The organism is Xylanimonas oleitrophica, from assembly GCF_003244315.1.
In the GTDB taxonomy this organism is placed as follows: Bacteria; Actinomycetota; Actinomycetes; order Actinomycetales; family Cellulomonadaceae; genus Xylanimonas_A; species Xylanimonas_A oleitrophica.
Genome location: NZ_QKWH01000015.1, coordinates 66,120 through 82,586 on the forward strand (window position 1 = coordinate 66,120; position 16,467 = coordinate 82,586).

The window sequence follows — 16,467 nt, forward strand, 5'->3', positions numbered from 1 at the left end:
GCATGCAGACCCTGGGACTCGCGCCCTGGCTCGTGGGCCTCCCGCTGGCGGGGGCCGCCGTGCTGCTGCTGGGCGGGCGCCGCACCGACCGGTGGGGCCACTGGCTCGGCGTGCTAGCGAGCACCGCGGCCTTCGCGGTGGGGCTGGTGCTGCTGGCCGACGTGCTGCGCCTGCCGGCCGACGAGCGTGTCGCCGTGCACAGCCTGGGCACCTGGCTGGAGGTGGGCACGCTGCAGGTGGACGCCGCGTTCCGGGTGGACCCGCTGTCGCTGACGTTCGTGCTGCTGGTGACGTTCGTGGGCACGCTGATCCACCTGTACTCGGTGGCGTACATGGCGCACGACGTCGACCGTCGGCGGTTCTTCGCCTACCTCAACCTGTTCGTCGCGGCGATGCTGCTGCTGGTGCTGGCCGACTCCTACCTGCTGCTGTTCGTGGGCTGGGAGGGCGTGGGCGTGGCGTCGTTCCTGCTGATCGGCTTCTGGGACCACCGCCGCGAGAACGCGGTGGCGGGCAAGAAGGCGTTCGTCATGAACCGTGTGGGTGACATGGGCCTGATCGTGGCGATGATGCTCATGCTGTGGCAGGTGGGCTCGCTGAGCTTCGGGGACGTGCTGGGTGCTGCCGGTGGGATGAGCACGGGGGTCGCGACCGCGATCGGCCTGATGCTGCTGCTGGCGGCGTGCGGCAAGTCGGCGCAGTTCCCGCTGCAGGCGTGGCTGGGCGACGCGATGGCGGGCCCGACGCCGGTCTCCGCCCTGATCCACGCCGCGACGATGGTGACGGCGGGGGTGTACCTGCTGGTGCGCAGCGCGCCGGTGCTGGAGGCGGCGCCCACCGCCCAGCTCGTGGTGGCCGTGGTCGGTGCGGTCACGCTCCTGTTCGGGGCGGTCGTGGGCTGCGCCAAGGACGACATCAAGAAGGCCCTGGCGGCCTCGACGATGTCGCAGATCGGCTACATGATGCTCGCCGCGGGCCTGGGACCGATCGGGTACGCGTTCGCGATCTTCCACCTGGTGACGCACGGCTTCTTCAAGGCGGGGCTGTTCCTCGGGGCAGGTTCCGTCATGCACGCGATGGACGACTCGGTGGACATGCGCCGGTTCGGCGGGCTGGGCCGGGCGCTGCCGGTCACGGCGGTCACCATGGGGCTCGGGTGGCTCGCCATCCTGGGCGTCCCGCCGTTCTCGGGGTACTGGTCCAAGGACAAGATCATCGAGGCGGCGTTCGTGGGGGAGGGCTGGCGGCCCTGGGTCTTCGGCACCGTGGCCCTGGTGGGCGCGGGCATCACCGCGTTCTACATGTCCCGCCTGTTCTTCATGACGTTCGCGGGCCGACGGCGGTGGGAGAGCGAGGGCGAGGGCGCCCGGCACCCGCACGAGGCGCCGTTCCTGATGAGGCTGCCGATGATCGTGCTGGCCGTGGGCTCGGTGGCTCTCGGCGGCCTGCTGACGCTGGGGGGCGGGTTCACCACCTGGCTGGAGCCCGTCGTCGGGCACGCCGAGCACCACGACCCGGTGCTGCCGGTGTGGTTGATCATCACCCTGACGCTCGTGCTGGTGGTGCTCGGGGCGGCGCTCGCGTTCCGCCTCTACGCGGTGCAGCAGGTCCCGGTGGAGCCGCCCGCGTCGAACGCCCTGGTGCGCGCGGCCCGCCGCGACCTGTACCAGGACCCGGTGAACGAGACCCTGGCGATGCTGCCGGGGCAGGTTGCCACCCGCACGCTCGTGTACGCCGACCGCACCGTGGTCGACTCCGCGTTCCTCCGGCTCGCCTCGGGCGTGCGGCGGGCGGGGGACGGGCTGCGCCGGTCCCAGAACGGTTACGTCCGGTCGTACGCGGCCACGACGCTCGGCGGCCTGCTCGTGGTCGCCGCCGTCGTGTGGGCGCTGGCGTACTGAGGAGAAGAAGACATGACCTTCCCCTGGCTCACCGCCCTCATCGTGTGGCCGCTGCTCGCGGCCCTCGCCACCGCCCTGACCGGGGTGGGGCGGGGCCGCCCGGCAGCGACCGGCACCGGGGCGGGCCGTTTCGGCGGCACCGCCGCCCGCGTCGTCGCGCTCGCCGGCGCCCTCGTCGAGGTGCTGCTCCTGGTCGGTGCCTTCACGGCCTTCGACACCACGCGCGCGGGCGAGCACCAGCTCGCCGAGACGCACGACTGGATCCCCGCGATCGGCGCGAGCTACGCCGTCGGCGTCGACGGCGTGGGCCTGCTGCTCGTGGCCCTGTCGGTGGGCCTGGTGCCCCTGGTGATCCTCGCGGCCTGGCGCGAGCAGGGCGGTGACGACTCCCGGCTGCGGCGCTACCTCGCCGTCGTGCTGGTGCTCGAGGCGTTCATGGTGGCGGTGTTCGCCGCCCGGGACGTCTTCCTGTTCTACGTGCTGTTCGAGGCCATGCTGATCCCCGCCTACTTCCTGATCGGCGGGTTCGGGCAGGGAGCCCAGCGGCGGTACGCCGCGGTGAAGTTCCTGCTCTACTCCTTGGCGGGCGGCCTGATCATGCTCGTCGCCGTCATCGCGCTGTACCTGCAGGTGCCGGCGGCCGAGCGTGGCCCGCGGACGTTCCTGACGGAGAACCTCACCGGCCTGGAGCTCGGCACCACCGAGGGCCGCCTGATGTTCGCCGCCTTCTTCCTCGCGTTCGCCATCAAGGCACCGCTGGTGCCGGTGCACAGCTGGCTGCCCGACGTCGCCGAGAACGCCACCCCGGGCACGTCCACCCTCCTGGTGTGCGTGCTGGACAAGGTCGGCACGTTCGGCATGCTGACGCTCTGCCTGCCGCTGTTCCCGGAGGCGTCGCGCTGGGCCGCGCCGTTCGTGATCGTGCTCGCCGTGGTCTCCATCCTCTACGGGGCGATCCTCGCCATCGGGCAGAGCGACCTGCTGCGCCTGGTGGGCTACACCTCGGTGTCCCACTTCGGGTTCATCGTGCTGGGCATCTTCACGTTCACCTCGCTGGGGACGTCCGGCTCCAGCCTCATGATGCTCAACCACGGCATCTCCACCGGGGCGCTGTTCCTGGTGGCGGGCTTCGTGATCGCCCGGCACCCGGCGCGCAGCCAGCGCATCGCCGACTACGGCGGCCTGCGCACCGTCGCCCCCGTGCTGGGCGGCACGTTCCTGGTCGCCGCGCTCAGCGCCGCCGCCCTGCCGGGGCTGGCCACGTTCGTGTCCGAGGTGATGGTGTTCCTCGGGGCGTTCGGCCGCGCCCCGGTCGCCGCCCTGGTCGCGGTGCCCGCCGTCGTGCTCGCCGCCGTCTACGTGCTGCTCACCTACCAGCGGATCTTCACCGGCACGGTGCCGGCCCACCTCGGCGGTGACGCAGCGCGGGAGGCCACCGACGACGGCACGCCGCCCCTGGAGGACACGGTCAGCCGCACGCGCGAGGACGCGCCCGTGCGCGACCTCGACGCCCGCGAGCGCACCGTGGCCGGCGTGCTGGTCGGGGCGCTGCTCGTGCTGGGCCTGGTGCCGGGGCTCGCCCTGCGGTACGTGGACGCTCCGGGGCAGGTGGCTGTCGAGCTCGTCGGTGAGAGCGACCCGCCGCCCGTCCTCGGTGCGCAGCCGGTGGACGCCCGCCCGACCGAGGGGAGCCTCTCGTGATCGACTTCGTCGCCCCCACCATCGACTGGGCGGCCGTGTCGCCCGTGCTCGTGGTGCTCGCCGCCGGCGTGCTCGGCGTGCTGCTGGAGGCTCTCGTGCCTGCCCGTGCGCGGCGGTCCGTGCAGCTCGTCCTGACCCTCGGTGCGCTGGCGGGTGCGCTCGTCGCCGTGGCGCTGCTGTGGGGCAGGGTGCAGGAGGCGGCGCTGTCCGTGGTGGGCGGCAGCTACCTGCTCACACCGTTCGGGCTGGGCGTGCAGGCCGTGGTGGTGGTGTGCGCGCTGCTGGGTGTGCTCGTGGTGGCCGACCGTCCTGGTGGGCAGGACGCGTTCGCGCCCACCGCTGCGGCCGTGCCGGGCAGCACCTACGAGGAGCAGGCCCGCAGGGCCGGGCTCGAGCAGACCGAGGTGTACCCGCTGGTGCTGTTCGCCACCGGCGGCATGATGCTCTTCCCCGCCACGGACGACCTGGTGATGCTGTTCATCGCCCTGGAGGTGCTGAGCCTGCCGCTGTACGTGCTGTGCGCCACGGCGCGCCGCCGCCGGCTGCTCAGCCAGGAGGCCGCGGCCAAGTACTTCCTGCTCGGCTCGTTCGCCTCGGCGCTGCTGATCTTCGGCGTGGCGCTGCTGTACGGGTTCGCCGGCTCGGTGCGCCTGGGGGCGATCGCCGAGGCGCTGGCGGGCCAGGGTGCCTCGCCGCTGGCGGGCATGGACGTGCTCGCCCTGGCCGGCGTCCTGCTGGTGGTCGCGGGCCTGCTGTTCAAGGTGGGTGCGGCGCCGTTCCACGCCTGGACGCCGGACGTGTACACGGGCGCCCCGACGCCGGTGACGGGGTTCATGGCCGCCTGCACCAAGGCGGCCGCCGTCGGCGCGCTGGTGCGGTTCCTGTTCACGCTCGCCGAGGGCATGGACGCCGGGACGCGGCACGGCGTCGAGGTGGTGCTGTGGACGGTCGCGCTGCTGACGATGGTGGTGGGCACCGTGGTGGGCGTGGTGCAGACCGACATCAAGCGGGTGCTGGCGTACTCCTCGATCGCGCACGCCGGGTTCGTGCTGGTGGCGCTCGTCGGGTTCTCGGAGACGGGAGCCGCTGCGGTGCTGTTCTACCTGCTGGCGTACGGCCTGGCCACGGTGGGGGCGTTCGCCGTCGTGACCGTGGTGCGCGAGCGGCTCACCACGCCCGTGCCGGACGCCGAGCACGGTGCGGCGAGCGCTGCGTCCGACACGCTGCTGGGGGAGGCCACGCACCTGGCGCAGTGGGCCGGGGTCGGCCGCAAGGCCCCGTGGCTCACGGCCGCGTTCGCGCTCTTCCTGCTCTCGATGGCCGGCATCCCGCTCACCGCCGGGTTCATCGCCAAGTTCGGCGCGTTCTCGGCGGCCGTCGACGCCGGGGCCTGGCCGCTCGCCGTGGCGGGCGTGGTGGCCTCGGCCGTCGCCGTGTTCTTCTACGTGCGCGTCATCGTGCTGATGGTGCTCACGCCGCCCGCCGACGAGCTGGTGCCCGACGGCGGTGCGCCCGACGGCGGTGCGCCCGAGGCGGCGGGCACCGACGCCGGTCCCGACGCGGGCGCAGCCGCGCACGCCGTCGGGGGCGGTGCACCCACGGGCACGCTCACGGCCGCGCCGGCGGCGACCCGCACCGTGGTGACGGTCGTGACGACGCCCGGTCCGGCCGCGCTCGTGGTCGCGCTCTGCGCCGCCGGTGTCCTCCTCCTGGGGCTCCTGCCCGCGTCGGTTCTGGATCTGGCGGGTCAGGCGGCTAAGTTCGTCCCGTGAGCCAGCCCGTCCCGCCCAGCGCCGCCCCGACCCCGACGGGCACGGCCATCCCGTTGTCCGACCCCGCGCTCGCCGCGCGGCTCGCCGAACGCATGGTCGTCGTCGAGGAAGCGCTCTCGGACGCCGCCGCGCAGGCCGACCGGCTCGCCGACGAGGCCTCGCACCACCTCATGGCGGCGGGCGGCAAGCGGCTGCGCCCGTTCCTCACGCTGCTGACCGGTGAGCTGGGCGACGGGGCCCGCCCGGAGCTGGTCGACGCGGCCGTCGGTGTCGAGCTGACGCACCTGGCCTCGCTCTACCACGACGACGTCATGGACTCCGCGCCCCTGCGCCGCGGCGCTCCCAGCGTCCACTCCGTGTGGGGGAACACCGTCGCCATCCTCGTGGGCGACCTCCTCTTCGCCCGCGCCTCGGCGCGCGTGGCCGTGCTGGGGCCCGACGCCGTGCTGCTGCAGGCCCGCACGTTCGAGCGCCTGTGCCTCGGCCAGCTTCACGAGACCACCGGCCCCGCCGAGGGCGAGGACCCGGTGGAGCACTACCTGCAGGTGCTGGCCGACAAGACGGCGTCGCTGCTGGCGGCCTCGGCGCGCATGGGCGCCATGTTCGGCGGGGCGCCGCAGGAGGTCGTCGAGGTGGTCGGCGCCTACGGCGAGAAGCTCGGCGTCGCCTTCCAGCTCGCCGACGACGTGCTCGACCTCGCCTCGAGCGGCGACCAGTCCGGCAAGACGCCGGGCACCGACCTGCGCGAGCGGGTCCCCACGATGCCCGTGCTGCTGCTGCGTCAGCGCGTCGCCCGCGGCGTGGCGTCCGACGACGACGTCGCGCTGCTCGCCGCCCTCGACGCCGACCTCTCCTCGGACGAGGCTCTCGCGGACGTCGTGGCCCGGCTGCGTGCCCACGAGGTGCTCGCCGAGACCCGTGCGCTGGCCGTCCGCTGGGCTCGTGAGGCCGCGGGCGAGCTCGCGTCGTTGCCCGAGGGGCCGGTCAAGGAGGCTCTCGAGTCCTTCGCGACCGCGCTGGCGGACCGGGCGGCCTGAGCCGGGCGGCGCCTGGCCCAGGCGGGCCAGGCGCGCGACCGGCGGCGGCGATGCGCTCCGCGATCAGGCGAGCCGTACGGCAGTGACGGCCAGGGCAGCGCCGAACAGCATGAACGGTCCGAACGGGATGGCGGTGTGGCGGTCCGCCCGGCGGACCACCAGCAGGGCGAGGGCCACGAGGCCGCCGAGGAGGAACGGCGCCACGGTGGTGACCCACACCGGCGTCCACCCCCACCAGCCGGTGACCAGGCCCAGGAGCACCGCGAGCTTGACGTCGCCGAACCCGAGCCCCCGCGGGTTGAGGACGTGGAGGAGCAGGTAGACGGCTCCCAGCACCAGGGCGCCGAGGGCCGCACGTTGCAGCGCCGCCAGGTCGCCGGTGATCCCGGCGGCGAGCGCGAGCAGCAGCGCTGCCACCACGGTCGTCGGCAGCACCACCGCGTCCGGCAGGCGGTGCGTCCGGGCGTCGATGACGGCGAGCGCTGCGCCCGCCGCCGCGGTGACCACGAGCGCCGGGGTCGCAGGCCCTGGGCCGCTGACCCAGACGGCCCACGCGGCGGCCACCAGCGCACCGACGGCGACGGGCCGGCGGAACGGGGCGATCTCGCCGGGGAGGCGCCGCAGCAGCGAGGGTCTCGGGTCCTGTCCCGGTGCGGCGGGAGGGGCGTCGGGACCGGAGGCTTCCATGGACGGCATGCTAGGCGAGCCTCACGAGGCTGCCGACGGACAGTCCCCAGCCCGGGAAGCTCCCGGCGGGGGCCTCGAGCACGGCGCGGGCGTCCTGTCGCGGCGACGTCAGCCTCCAGGGCCGCAGCACGGTCACGTCGATCACCTGCCCGTCCTCGGCCAGGAAGGCGACGTCGAGGGCGGCGCTCATCCCGACCCCGTGCACCGACGAGCAGGGCTCGAGCCACAGCGCTGCGGGCAGCGGCTGCCGCAGCAGCATCCCGCGGCTGCGTGCCCACCACGTGCGGGCGTGCAGCACGGGCCCGACGGCACGGCCGTCCACCACGAGGGTGCGGGCGCTATCGGACGGTGAGGCCTGGACGTGAGCATTCACGGGTGTGAGCATGCCCGACGGAGCGGGTGAAACGTGCCCTGGAGAACCGTTCTGGACGGATCGATGCCCGTTACGCGCCAAATGCCGTAAATAACCGCCGCTACGATGCGGGCGACGGGTAAGGACGACCAGGGGACAACAGGCCACACATGGTGGGACCAAAGGTGTGCGTGCTCGCCGCGAGCGCGGCGAGCACGGGAGAAGCCCTGGGCGGACGCGTTCTCGTCTCCGCCCCCGACGACGTCGCGGAGCTCGTCCGTCGAGCGCCGGCGCAGGCCGAGCACGTCGTCCTGCTCGCCGAGCAGCGGCACGAGCGGGAGGCGTTGCGCCAGGCAGCCGCCCTGACCGACGTGGGCCACCACGTGGCCGTCCGCACGCTGCCGCACGGGCCCGCGGCCCTCACGTTGATCGCCCTCGAGGCGAGCACGGTGGCGAGCGACCCCGGGCTGGTGCCCGGCTACGTGGAGGCCCTCGGTGCGCACACGTACAGCGGCGCGTGGCTGCCCGGCGTGACGGGTCTGGCCGACCCCTCACCGAGCCTGTGGCAGCACGTGCGGTCCTGGGTGCCGGGGGGCAAGGGCTATGTCGTGACGCTGGCAGGCAGCGACCGCGCAGCCGTCGAGGCCGTCGCCCGGATCGCGCTCAGCGAGCCGTCGGGGACGAGGCCGTTCGCGCGGGCCGAGCTCCTCGTCGACCGTCACGGCGTCCCCGACGCCGCGCGCGACGCCCTGCTGCGCGTCTCGGGTGCTCTCTCGGTGGGCGTGCTGCCGCCGTTCGACTTCACGCCCGACGAGCGGTTCGGCACGCCGCGCGCCGTCGAGGCCGTGGCCCTGCCGCAGGCGCCGCGCCGACTGCTGCCCACCCCGGCGGAGGCCGCGGAGCGCTGCGGCGTGTGCGGCGTCCTGCTGGTCGGCCCCTACTGCCCGTACTGCCACGTGAGGCCGATCCGGCCTACCGAGCTCGCCACCGGAGGAGCCCTGTGAACCCGCGCCAGAGACGTGGAGTCCTCTTCATCCTGACAGCCGCCCTGATGGCTGTCGTCGTCTTCGTCGCCGTCACCGTCTACGTGGGGAACGTCAGCAGCCAGGTGGGGTCGCTCGTGACCGTGTACCGGGCGAGCTCCGACCTGCCTGCCTACAGCGCGCTGACCGAGGAGACCATCAGGACGGACGAGGTGCCGCGCCGCTGGCTGTCGGACAGCGCGGTGCTGCAGCGCGAGGAGCTGCTCGGCCGCCGGGTCGCGGTGAACCTCGACGAGGGCACGATGCTGACGTCCGACATGCTCGTGCCGCCGTCCGACCTCGACGCCGACGAGCGCGAGATCGCGATCAACGTCGACTCCGTGACCGGGGTCGCCGACCGGGTCCAGCCGGGCGACTACGTCGACATCTACGCCGTCTTCGCCGACGTCCCGGGGCTGCCCAAGCAGGTGCGGGTGCTGGTGCGCAGCGTCCGCGTCGTCTCCGTGCGCGGCACGCAGGTCCAGGTCGACCAGGACAGCGTCACCGGCCAGTCCACCGTGATCCCGGTGACGCTGGCCCTCACGCCCAACGACGCGCTGGCGGTGACGTACGCCGCGGCGTTCGCCCAGGAGGTCCGCCTGGTGGGCCTGCCCGCCGGGACGCCGGAGGACCGCACCGGTGAGCAGGGTGACTTCGACGCCGGGGACCTCGGCGGCGAAGCGATCCCCGAGGGAGGGAACTGATGTCCGGCACCGTGGTGGTCGGCTGCGCCGACCAGACGCTCGCGTACGAGCTGCGCGCGCTCCTCGCAGAGATCTCCGACCTGGAGGTGGTGGGCCTCGCGGAGACGACGACGGAGCTGACCGAGCTCGTGGTCGCCCACCAGCCGAACCTGCTGCTGGTCCACGACCGGCTCGGCCCGCTCCCGGTGCACCAGGTCGTGCGCGACCTCGGCCTGCGCCGTCCGGGGACGGTCTCCGTCGTGGTCTCCAGCGACCCGGAGCCCGAGGCCCTCGCCGCCGCCATGGACGCAGGCGCCCGGGGTGTCATCACCTACCCGCTGACGTTCGAGGACGTGCAGCAGCGTGTCACCAACGCGCTGGAGTGGTCGCGCCACATCCAGGGGATGCTCACCGCCGCCGAGCAGGGCGACGCCAGCGCGCGGGGCCGCGCCACCGTGGTGACCGTCACCGGCTCCAAGGGCGGGGTCGGCACCACCTCCGTGGTGACGAACCTGGCGTGGGACATCCGGCGCCAGCTGCCGGAGCTGTCGGTCGCGGTGGTGGACGCCGACCTCGAGAAGGGCGACGTCACCAGCTACCTCGCCGCCAGCTACCGCACGTCGATCGCCGACCTGGCGAAGGTCTCCGAGGACCTCTCACCACGCACCGTCGCCGACGCGGTCTTCGAGCACGAGTCGGGGCTGCACATGCTCCTGCCGCCGGAGGACGTGCGGGACGTCGAGTGGGTGACCCCGACGGCGATCCGGCAGATCCTGTTCCTGCTGCGCCAGCAGTACGACCTGGTGCTCGTGGACGCCGGCGCGCACGTGACGCCGGTCCAGGCGGCGATCGTGGAGGTCTCCGACGAGGTCGTGCAGGTCGTGACCCCGGACCTCATCAGCCTGCGCGCGCTGCGGCGCAACCTCGGCTGGTGGGAGTCGCTGGGGGTCCGCAAGCCCGACGCCGTCCGCGTGCTCCTCAACCGGCACACGAAGTCGGACGAGGTGCAGCCCGAGGCGGTGCGGCAGCTCTCGCCCGCTCCGGTGCTCGCCGCGACCGTGCCGCACCAGGGGCGCCGTCTGGAGGCCTCGACCAACTCCCGCTCGCCGCACCTGACGACCGACGAGGGGTGGTGGCGTGCCCTGCGCGCGGTCGGCCACGAGCTCGGGGTCGCCCGGGCGCTCGACTCCGGCGAGCCGGAGGAGACCGACTCACGGTCGCGCCGCGGCCGTCGCTCCCGCTCGGCCCAGCAGCAGGAGGGCGAGCGCAGCGCCGGTGACGTCGCCCCCGAGGCCGAGGCACCGGTGGTGACCGGCCGCCGCGCCGCCCGGGCTGCCCGGGAGCGCGGCTCGATGTCGCTGGAGCTCCTCGGGGTGGTGCCGGCGCTCGCTCTCCTGGTCGCGGTGCTGTGCCAGCTCGCCCTGGCCGGCGTGACGTACGTCTACACGGGCCACGCAGCCACCCAGGCGGCCCGCCAGGCCGCCATCGCCGAGCCGTGGGAGTCGTGGCGCGTGCGCGAGGCCGCGCAGGACGCCTTCCCGCAGGGCCTGCGCAGCCGCCTCGACGTGGGGGTCGACTACTCCCCCTCGGGGAGCGTCCAGGTCGACGTGACGGCAGGCGTGCCCCGCCTGATGCCGGGGGTGATGCGTTCCGGCTGGGACGTCACGGTGGACCGGCAGGTGGTGAGGGAGCCGTGAGGCGCCGCGAGCGCGGCAGCGCCACCCTCGAGATCCTGGGGCTCGTGCCGCTCGTCGTCGTCGCGGCGATCGCGCTGGTCCAGGTGTGCGCCTTCGCCTACACCGTGTCCGGGGCCAACCAGGCCTCGCGCGACGGCGCCCGTGCCCTGAGCACCGGGTCCGGGTACGTCCAGGTGGCTCAGGCCGTGGACCGCTCGCTGCCGGGCTCGCTGCGAGCGTCGACGGTGCGGGTCGAGAGCGGCGAGCGCGTCGTCGTGCGCGTCCCCGTGCCGCGCGTCGGGCCGTTCCCCGCGATGACGGTCGAGCGGGCCGCGACGATGCCGAGGACCTCCTCGTGAGGGGCGGCTTCGGGGAGTGGGCGGACGCCGACCGGCGGCCTGCCGAGACGCCCTCGGCGGAGGCTCTCGCTCGCTCCGACCTCGACGAGGGCCTGGTCGCGCTGTTCCGGCGCAAGCTGCTGGAGGAGGTCGACCTCCACGAGCTGGGGCGGCTCGACGCCGGCCAGCGCCGCATCCGCCTCGAGCGTGTGGTCGCCCACCTGGTCTCGACCGAGGGCGTCATCCTCACCACCCGCGAGCGCAACGCGCTGATCCGACGGGTGGTCGACGAGGCGATCGGCCTGGGCGTCCTCGAGCCGCTGCTGGCGGACGAGACGGTGTCCGAGATCATGATCAACGGTCACCGGACCATCTACGTGGAGCGTTTCGGCGTGGTGGAACGCGTGCCGACGGCCTTCACGTCCGAGGAACAGCTGCGGCAGACGGTCGACCGCATCGTCTCCACGGTCAACCGCCGCGTGGACGAGTCGAGCCCGATGGTGGACGCGCGTCTGCCCCCTGACGAGCGCATGCCGCGCGGAGCCCGTGTCCACGTCGTGCTGCCGCCGCTGGCGCTCGAGGGCCCCACCGTGACCATCCGCCTGTTCCCGAAGGCCTACGGTCTGGACGAGCTGCTCAACCGCAACAGTCTCGACCGCGCGACGGCGGACCTGCTGGCGGCCTGCGTGCGCGCCCGCATGAACATCATCGTCTCCGGCGGCACCTCGTCCGGGAAGACGACGATGCTCAACGCCCTCTCCGCGTTCATCCCGTCGCGGCAGCGCATCATCACCATCGAGGACGCCGCCGAGCTGTCCCTCTCGCAGGAGCACGTGGTGCGCCTGGAGACCCGGCCGGCCAACGTGGAGGGCAAGGGACAGGTGACGATCCGCGACCTGGTCCGCAACTCCCTGCGCATGCGGCCCGACCGGATCATCGTCGGTGAGGTCCGCGGCGGCGAGGCCCTGGACATGCTCCAGGCCATGAACACCGGCCACGAGGGTTCGCTGGCCACGGTGCACGCCAACTCCGCGCTCGACGCGCTGATCCGGCTCGAGACCCTCGCGTCGATGAGCGACGTCGAGGTGCCGTTCCACGCGCTGCGCGACCAGGTCAACAACGCGGTCCACGTGGTGGTGCAGCTGCTGCGCGGGTCCGACGGCGCGCGTCGTGTCGTCTCGGTGGACTGGGTGGCGTCCCGTCACCGCGAGGACTTCCGGCTGGAGCCGTTGATGCGGTGGGACCCGGAGGCCGCCGGGGACGACGGCCGTCTCGGTCGCTTCGTCTCGTACGCGCCGCCAGAGGCGATGGCGACGCGGCTGCGTGTCGCCGGCGAAGAGCTGGGGCAGCAGGCCGCGCCGACGTCGGGCTCGTGGGGATCGCCGTGATCGTCCTGCTCCTGCTCGTCCTGTCGGTCCTTCTCGCGGGGTTCCTGCTGGCCGGCATCGTGGACCTGTCGGCGGTGCGCCTGCGGCGCCGGGCGCTCGTGCGAGGGCTCGACGTGGGCGCGGGGCCGCGTCCGCGCAGCCACGTCGACCGGCTCGACCGCGCCTTCCGCCGCACGCGCCCCGGGCGCTGGGTCGAGACCCAGCTCGTCCTGGCCGGTGAGGAGCGGCTGCGGCCCTTGACCGTGGTCACGGTGGCGGCGCTCGTGGGCGTGGTGGTCGGCTGGGTCCTCGCCGCCGGCCTCGCCCCGGTCTTCGGGCTGCTGGGCGTGGGCGCGATGGTGCTGGCGGTGCGCTGGTACCTCGCCCGGGGGCGCGAGCGCCGCAAGGAGCAGTTCGTCGCGCAGATGCCGGAGCTGGCCCGCGTCCTGTCGAACGCGACGAGCGCCGGCCTCTCGATCGCCAGCGCGGTGGCAGTGGCGGGCAGCGAGCTGTCCGCACCGGCCGGTGTCGAGATGACGCGGGTGGCCGAACGCATGCGCTTCGGGGACAGCCTGGAGGACGCGATGGCCGGGCTCGAAGAGCGTCTGCCGTCGCGCGAGGTGACCGTGCTCGTCTCCACGCTGCTCGTGAGCGCGCGCAGCGGTGGCTCGCTCGTCACGGCCCTGCGCGACATCGCCGACACGCTCGACGACCGCAAGGAGGTGCGTCGGGAGATCCGCACCACCCTGGCCCAGTCGACCACGACCGGGTACCTCGTGATCCTCGTGGGCTTCGGCCTGCTGTTCCTCCTCAACGCGCTGCAGCCCGGCACGGTCGACGCCATGACCCGGCACTGGGTGGGGCAGCTGGCGCTCGCGGTCAGCGCGTCCCTGTTCGCAGGCGGGTTCCTCACGATCCGGCGCATGACGAGGTTCCGCGGATGAGCGCCCCGGCAGTCCTCGCGCTCGCGCTGCTCGCCGCCGGTGCGATGGTCCTCTTCCTCGTCGGGTACCGTCTGGCGCGCTCGGACGCCCTCGACATCCTCGAGGTGGAGGACCTCGACCTGCTCCGCGGCGAGCAGCGGCGCAGGGCGCAGGGCGAGCCGCCGTTGCAGCGGCTGGCTCGGGGGCGCGTGCCTGGGCTGCGCCGCCTCCTCGGCCCGCGGATCCTCGCGAACCTGCAGCGCCGCATCGACGAGGCGGGGCGGCCTGGCGGCCTGACGGTGGACGGGTACCTCCAGCAGTGCGTCTGGTGGATGCTCCTGGTCTCGCCCGTCATGCTGATCGTGCTGCTGCAGCGCCAGTTCCTCCTGGTGCTGATGTGCGTGGCGATCCCGGTCGTCCTGCCGCTGAGCAGGATCGAGGCGGGGCAGCGGATCCGCCGCGAGCGCGTGGACCGCGACCTGCCCGACTTCCTCGACGTGCTGGCTGTCACGGTCGTGGCGGGGGTGAGCTTCCGTGCCGCGCTGGCCCGCGTGGCCGAGCGGTTCGACGGACCGCTGGCCGAGGAGATCCAGCTCACGCTGCACCAGATCGCCAACGGCGCCTCGGTGCGGCAGGCGTTCACCGACCTGCGGCGGCGCAGCTCGTCGGAGCCGATGGCCAAGTTCGTCTCGGCCCTCCTGCAGTCGCAGGAGCTCGGCGCTCCGCTGGCGGAGTCGCTGCAGCAGATCGCCGAGGACATGCGCCGTGACAGCGCGCAGCGCCAGCGACAGGCCGCGGCGAAGACGGCGCCCCGGGTGACGCTGGTGACGTCGTTGGTGCTGCTGCCGGCAGCGCTGATCCTGGTGATCGTCGGCCTGTTCCTCGGCATGGACGTCGACTGGGGCGTGCTGCTCGGAGGCGGCGGATGAGTGCGCCGCAGGCCGCTGCCCTCCACCAGCGCGACTTCACCGGCCGGATCCTCGCGGCCAGCCTGGTCGTCCGGCTGATGGCGATCCTGGTGTCGCTCCTCGGGCTCGTCGGGCAGACGATGACGATGCCGGTGCTGATGTGCATCCTCGTGCTGAGCGTGACGAGTCTGAGCGTGCTGCTGTCGCCGCAGGTCACCGGGTTCGTGCGCCGCCACCCGCTCGCGTTCGTGCTGGACGTGCTGGTGGCCCTGGCGGTGGTCTACGTCGTGGGGGTGGAGAGCCCGCTCGTGCTCGTGACGCTGTCGACGGCGCTGGTCGTGGGGATGCTGTTCGACCGCAGGACGGCCGCGCTGTGCGGGGTCGTCCTCGTGGCGGGCTACGTGCTGGTCTCGCTCTACAACCCGGCGCAGACGCGCGGCTTCATGCTGGAGCTGGGCGTGCCGGCGCTGTACGTCGGCCTCATCGCCGTCGGTGGCGCCGTCCGGGGAGCCCACGAGGCCCAGCTCGTCGCGGCACGACAGGCTGCCGAGGCGCAGCTCGCGGCCGCGGCCGCCGACGAGCGGGCACGGCTGGCACGCGAGATGCACGACTCCCTGGGCAAGACGCTGCACGGCATCGCCCTGGGCGCCGACGCGCTGCCACGGCTCGTGGAGCAGGACCCTGCGACGGCGAGCACGTACGCCCGCGACCTGTCGCTCGGGGCCCACCAGGCTGCTGACGAGGCACGGCGTCTCCTGGTCCGGATGCGTGCCGACCAGCCCGACCGCCCGTTCGCGGAGGTGCTCGCCGAGCGGTGCGCGGCGTGGGAGGAGGCGCACGGGATCCCCTGCCGCCTGACCGTGACGGGCGTCGTGGACCTGGCGACGGCCTGCCGGTACGAGGTGCTCGCGATCGTGGGAGAGGCGCTGGAGAACGTGGCGCGGCACGCGGACGCCCAGCAGGTCGAGGTCGCCCTGACCGGTCTGGCCGGTGGTCGTGTCCGTGTCGGCGTCCGTGACGACGGACGCGGGTTCCTCCCACGCCCGGACGGCGGGAGCCCGGAGGGGCACTTCGGGCTCACCGGCATGGCGGAGCGTGCTCGGGAGGCAGGGATGCGGCTGTCGGTGTCGTCCGCGCCGGGGCACGGCACCACGGTGTCCGTGGAGAGCGTCGACCCAGACGACGACCGCAGTGCGCGGCCGGAGACGCGCGAGGCCGCCGATGCCTGAGCCCTCCGGCCCCCGGGCGGACGCCCCTGCGGCAGGGGCGGGTGACGCGGCCGCACCCCCGGAGCGCCTCGAGGCCGCTGCGCCCCGGCAGGTCTCGGTGGCGGTCGTCGACGACAACCCGGTGATCCGCATGGGCCTGCGTGCGCTGGTCGACGCCTCCGACCGTCTCCGCTTCGCCGGCGAGGCGGGCGACGGCGAGGCCGCGGTGGCGATGATCCGTGCGACGGTCCCCGACGTGACGCTGCTCGACGTGCGGATGCCTCGGCGCGACGGCGTGCAGGTGCTGAGCGAGGTGCACCGCTGGACCAGGGTGATCATGCTGACCTACACGGACGCGCCGGAGGTCGTGCGGGCTGCCGTCGAGGCGGGCGCCGCGGGCTACCTGGTGCACGGCCACTTCGCGACGCACGAGCTCGAGCGTGCGGTGCTCTCCGTCGCCGAGGGGACGTTCCTGCTCTCGGGTCCCGCGATGGCGGCGCTGCGGCCGGTCTGGACGGCGACGTCCGAGCCGGCGCGGCCGGCGCGTCCTGACGCCGGGCTCTCCGACCGTGAGGTGGAGGTGATGGAGCTGGTGGCGCAGGGCCTGACGAACGGAGACGTCGCCGCACGGCTGTTCCTGGCGGAGAAGACGGTGAAGAACCACGTCAACCACATCTTCGCCAAGCTCGGGGTGCGCACCCGGGCCGAGGCCGTGGCGGTGTGGCTCGGCGGGGGACCGGCGTGACACGGCTCGCGGCGGCTCGCGGCCGGGCGGTCCCGGGGCCCGGGCCTCGCACGTCCGAGATGGGTCCCCGAATGGGCCCGTGGGCCCGCCGGCCGAGGAGGGGCGTCTCCTAGCGTGAAGCACATCAGGTCAGCGCCCGGGCACCCG

General features: G+C 73.8%; 15 protein-coding genes. 13 read left to right on the plus strand and 2 right to left on the minus strand.

Annotated features, from left to right (window positions below):
- Nucleotides 1-2 precede the first annotated feature (2 nt).
- The 4 genes from nuoL to DNL40_RS14670 all read left to right on the plus strand — a co-directional run bounded on the left by nuoL (nucleotide 3) and on the right by DNL40_RS14670 (nucleotide 6,411).
- The gene (nuoL, locus tag DNL40_RS14655; protein ID WP_111252001.1) at nucleotides 3-1,901 is read left to right on the plus strand and encodes an NADH-quinone oxidoreductase subunit L; all 1,899 of its coding nucleotides are present in this window, start codon (nucleotides 3-5) and stop codon (nucleotides 1,899-1,901) included.
- Nucleotides 1,902-1,913: 12 nt separating this feature from the next.
- Nucleotides 1,914-3,602, plus strand: coding sequence for an NADH-quinone oxidoreductase subunit M (locus tag DNL40_RS14660; protein ID WP_111252002.1), 1,689 nt, complete (start codon nucleotides 1,914-1,916; stop codon nucleotides 3,600-3,602).
- Nucleotides 3,599-5,374, plus strand: coding sequence for an NADH-quinone oxidoreductase subunit NuoN (gene nuoN / locus DNL40_RS14665; RefSeq protein ID WP_111252003.1), 1,776 nt, complete (start codon nucleotides 3,599-3,601; stop codon nucleotides 5,372-5,374). The genes DNL40_RS14660 and nuoN overlap by 4 nt, the downstream gene beginning before the upstream one ends.
- A gap of 92 nt (nucleotides 5,375-5,466) precedes the next feature.
- Entirely contained in the window at nucleotides 5,467-6,411 is a 945-nt protein-coding gene (locus DNL40_RS14670) for a polyprenyl synthetase family protein (RefSeq protein ID WP_111252040.1), read from the plus strand.
- Between the two features lie 63 nt (nucleotides 6,412-6,474).
- Here DNL40_RS14670 and DNL40_RS14675 read toward each other — a convergent pair whose 3' ends face one another.
- Together DNL40_RS14675 and DNL40_RS14680 are read right to left on the minus strand one after the other, a co-directional pair.
- Nucleotides 6,475-7,098 (minus strand): prepilin peptidase, encoded by a 624-nt coding sequence (locus tag DNL40_RS14675; protein WP_111252041.1) that lies wholly within the window; start codon nucleotides 7,096-7,098, stop codon nucleotides 6,475-6,477.
- Nucleotides 7,099-7,108: 10 nt separating this feature from the next.
- Nucleotides 7,109-7,471: a DUF192 domain-containing protein gene (locus DNL40_RS14680; RefSeq protein WP_218926078.1), complete on the minus strand. Its 363-nt coding sequence runs from the start codon at nucleotides 7,469-7,471 to the stop codon at nucleotides 7,109-7,111.
- A 149-nt stretch (nucleotides 7,472-7,620) separates the two neighbouring features.
- On the opposite strand from DNL40_RS14680, the gene DNL40_RS14685 reads away from it, so the two are divergent.
- From DNL40_RS14685 to DNL40_RS14725, 9 genes are read left to right on the plus strand one after another with little or no spacing between them, the layout of a single operon-like run.
- Entirely contained in the window at nucleotides 7,621-8,454 is an 834-nt protein-coding gene (locus DNL40_RS14685) for a hypothetical protein (protein WP_146252108.1), read from the plus strand.
- On the plus strand, nucleotides 8,451-9,176 hold the full coding sequence (gene cpaB, locus DNL40_RS14690) for a Flp pilus assembly protein CpaB (RefSeq protein ID WP_111252006.1): 726 nt from the start codon (nucleotides 8,451-8,453) through the stop codon (nucleotides 9,174-9,176). The genes DNL40_RS14685 and cpaB overlap by 4 nt, the downstream gene beginning before the upstream one ends.
- The gene (locus DNL40_RS14695) at nucleotides 9,176-10,852 is read left to right on the plus strand and encodes a CpaE/TadZ family protein (protein WP_111252007.1); all 1,677 of its coding nucleotides are present in this window, start codon (nucleotides 9,176-9,178) and stop codon (nucleotides 10,850-10,852) included. The genes cpaB and DNL40_RS14695 overlap by 1 nt, the downstream gene beginning before the upstream one ends.
- The gene (locus tag DNL40_RS16525; protein ID WP_179951094.1) at nucleotides 10,849-11,190 is read left to right on the plus strand and encodes a TadE/TadG family type IV pilus assembly protein; all 342 of its coding nucleotides are present in this window, start codon (nucleotides 10,849-10,851) and stop codon (nucleotides 11,188-11,190) included. The genes DNL40_RS14695 and DNL40_RS16525 overlap by 4 nt, the downstream gene beginning before the upstream one ends.
- Nucleotides 11,187-12,557 carry a TadA family conjugal transfer-associated ATPase gene (locus DNL40_RS14705; protein ID WP_111252009.1) on the plus strand — a complete coding sequence of 457 codons (1,371 nt, stop codon included), beginning with the start codon at nucleotides 11,187-11,189 and terminating at the stop codon, nucleotides 12,555-12,557. Before DNL40_RS16525 ends, DNL40_RS14705 begins: the two co-directional genes overlap by 4 nt.
- Nucleotides 12,554-13,480, plus strand: a complete 927-nt coding sequence (locus DNL40_RS14710) for a type II secretion system F family protein (RefSeq protein ID WP_146252109.1) — start codon at nucleotides 12,554-12,556, stop codon at nucleotides 13,478-13,480. The genes DNL40_RS14705 and DNL40_RS14710 overlap by 4 nt, the downstream gene beginning before the upstream one ends.
- Nucleotides 13,477-14,388 (plus strand): type II secretion system F family protein, encoded by a 912-nt coding sequence (locus DNL40_RS14715; RefSeq protein WP_111252011.1) that lies wholly within the window; start codon nucleotides 13,477-13,479, stop codon nucleotides 14,386-14,388. Before DNL40_RS14710 ends, DNL40_RS14715 begins: the two co-directional genes overlap by 4 nt.
- Complete coding sequence (locus tag DNL40_RS14720; RefSeq protein WP_111252012.1) at nucleotides 14,385-15,596, plus strand: sensor histidine kinase; 1,212 nt, start codon at nucleotides 14,385-14,387, stop codon at nucleotides 15,594-15,596. Before DNL40_RS14715 ends, DNL40_RS14720 begins: the two co-directional genes overlap by 4 nt.
- The gene (locus DNL40_RS14725; protein WP_111252013.1) at nucleotides 15,589-16,320 is read left to right on the plus strand and encodes a response regulator; all 732 of its coding nucleotides are present in this window, start codon (nucleotides 15,589-15,591) and stop codon (nucleotides 16,318-16,320) included. The genes DNL40_RS14720 and DNL40_RS14725 overlap by 8 nt, the downstream gene beginning before the upstream one ends.
- Nucleotides 16,321-16,467 lie beyond the last annotated feature (147 nt).

Bases quoted from the DNA above. Each gene is read 5' to 3' on its own strand.
- DNL40_RS14725 (WP_111252013.1), top strand. From the start codon at position 15,589: ATGCCTGAGCCCTCCGGCCCCCGGGCGGACGCCCCTGCGGCAGGGGCG.
- DNL40_RS14675 (WP_111252041.1), bottom strand. From the start codon at position 7,098: ATGGAAGCCTCCGGTCCCGACGCCCCTCCCGCCGCACCGGGACAGGAC.
- DNL40_RS14695 (WP_111252007.1), top strand. From the start codon at position 9,176: ATGTCCGGCACCGTGGTGGTCGGCTGCGCCGACCAGACGCTCGCGTAC.
- DNL40_RS14685 (WP_146252108.1), top strand. From the start codon at position 7,621: ATGGTGGGACCAAAGGTGTGCGTGCTCGCCGCGAGCGCGGCGAGCACG.
- DNL40_RS14720 (WP_111252012.1), top strand. From the start codon at position 14,385: ATGAGTGCGCCGCAGGCCGCTGCCCTCCACCAGCGCGACTTCACCGGC.
- DNL40_RS14670 (WP_111252040.1), top strand. From the start codon at position 5,467: ATGGTCGTCGTCGAGGAAGCGCTCTCGGACGCCGCCGCGCAGGCCGAC.
- DNL40_RS14660 (WP_111252002.1), top strand. From the start codon at position 1,914: ATGACCTTCCCCTGGCTCACCGCCCTCATCGTGTGGCCGCTGCTCGCG.
- nuoL (WP_111252001.1), top strand. From the start codon at position 3: ATGCAGACCCTGGGACTCGCGCCCTGGCTCGTGGGCCTCCCGCTGGCG.
- DNL40_RS14715 (WP_111252011.1), top strand. From the start codon at position 13,477: ATGAGCGCCCCGGCAGTCCTCGCGCTCGCGCTGCTCGCCGCCGGTGCG.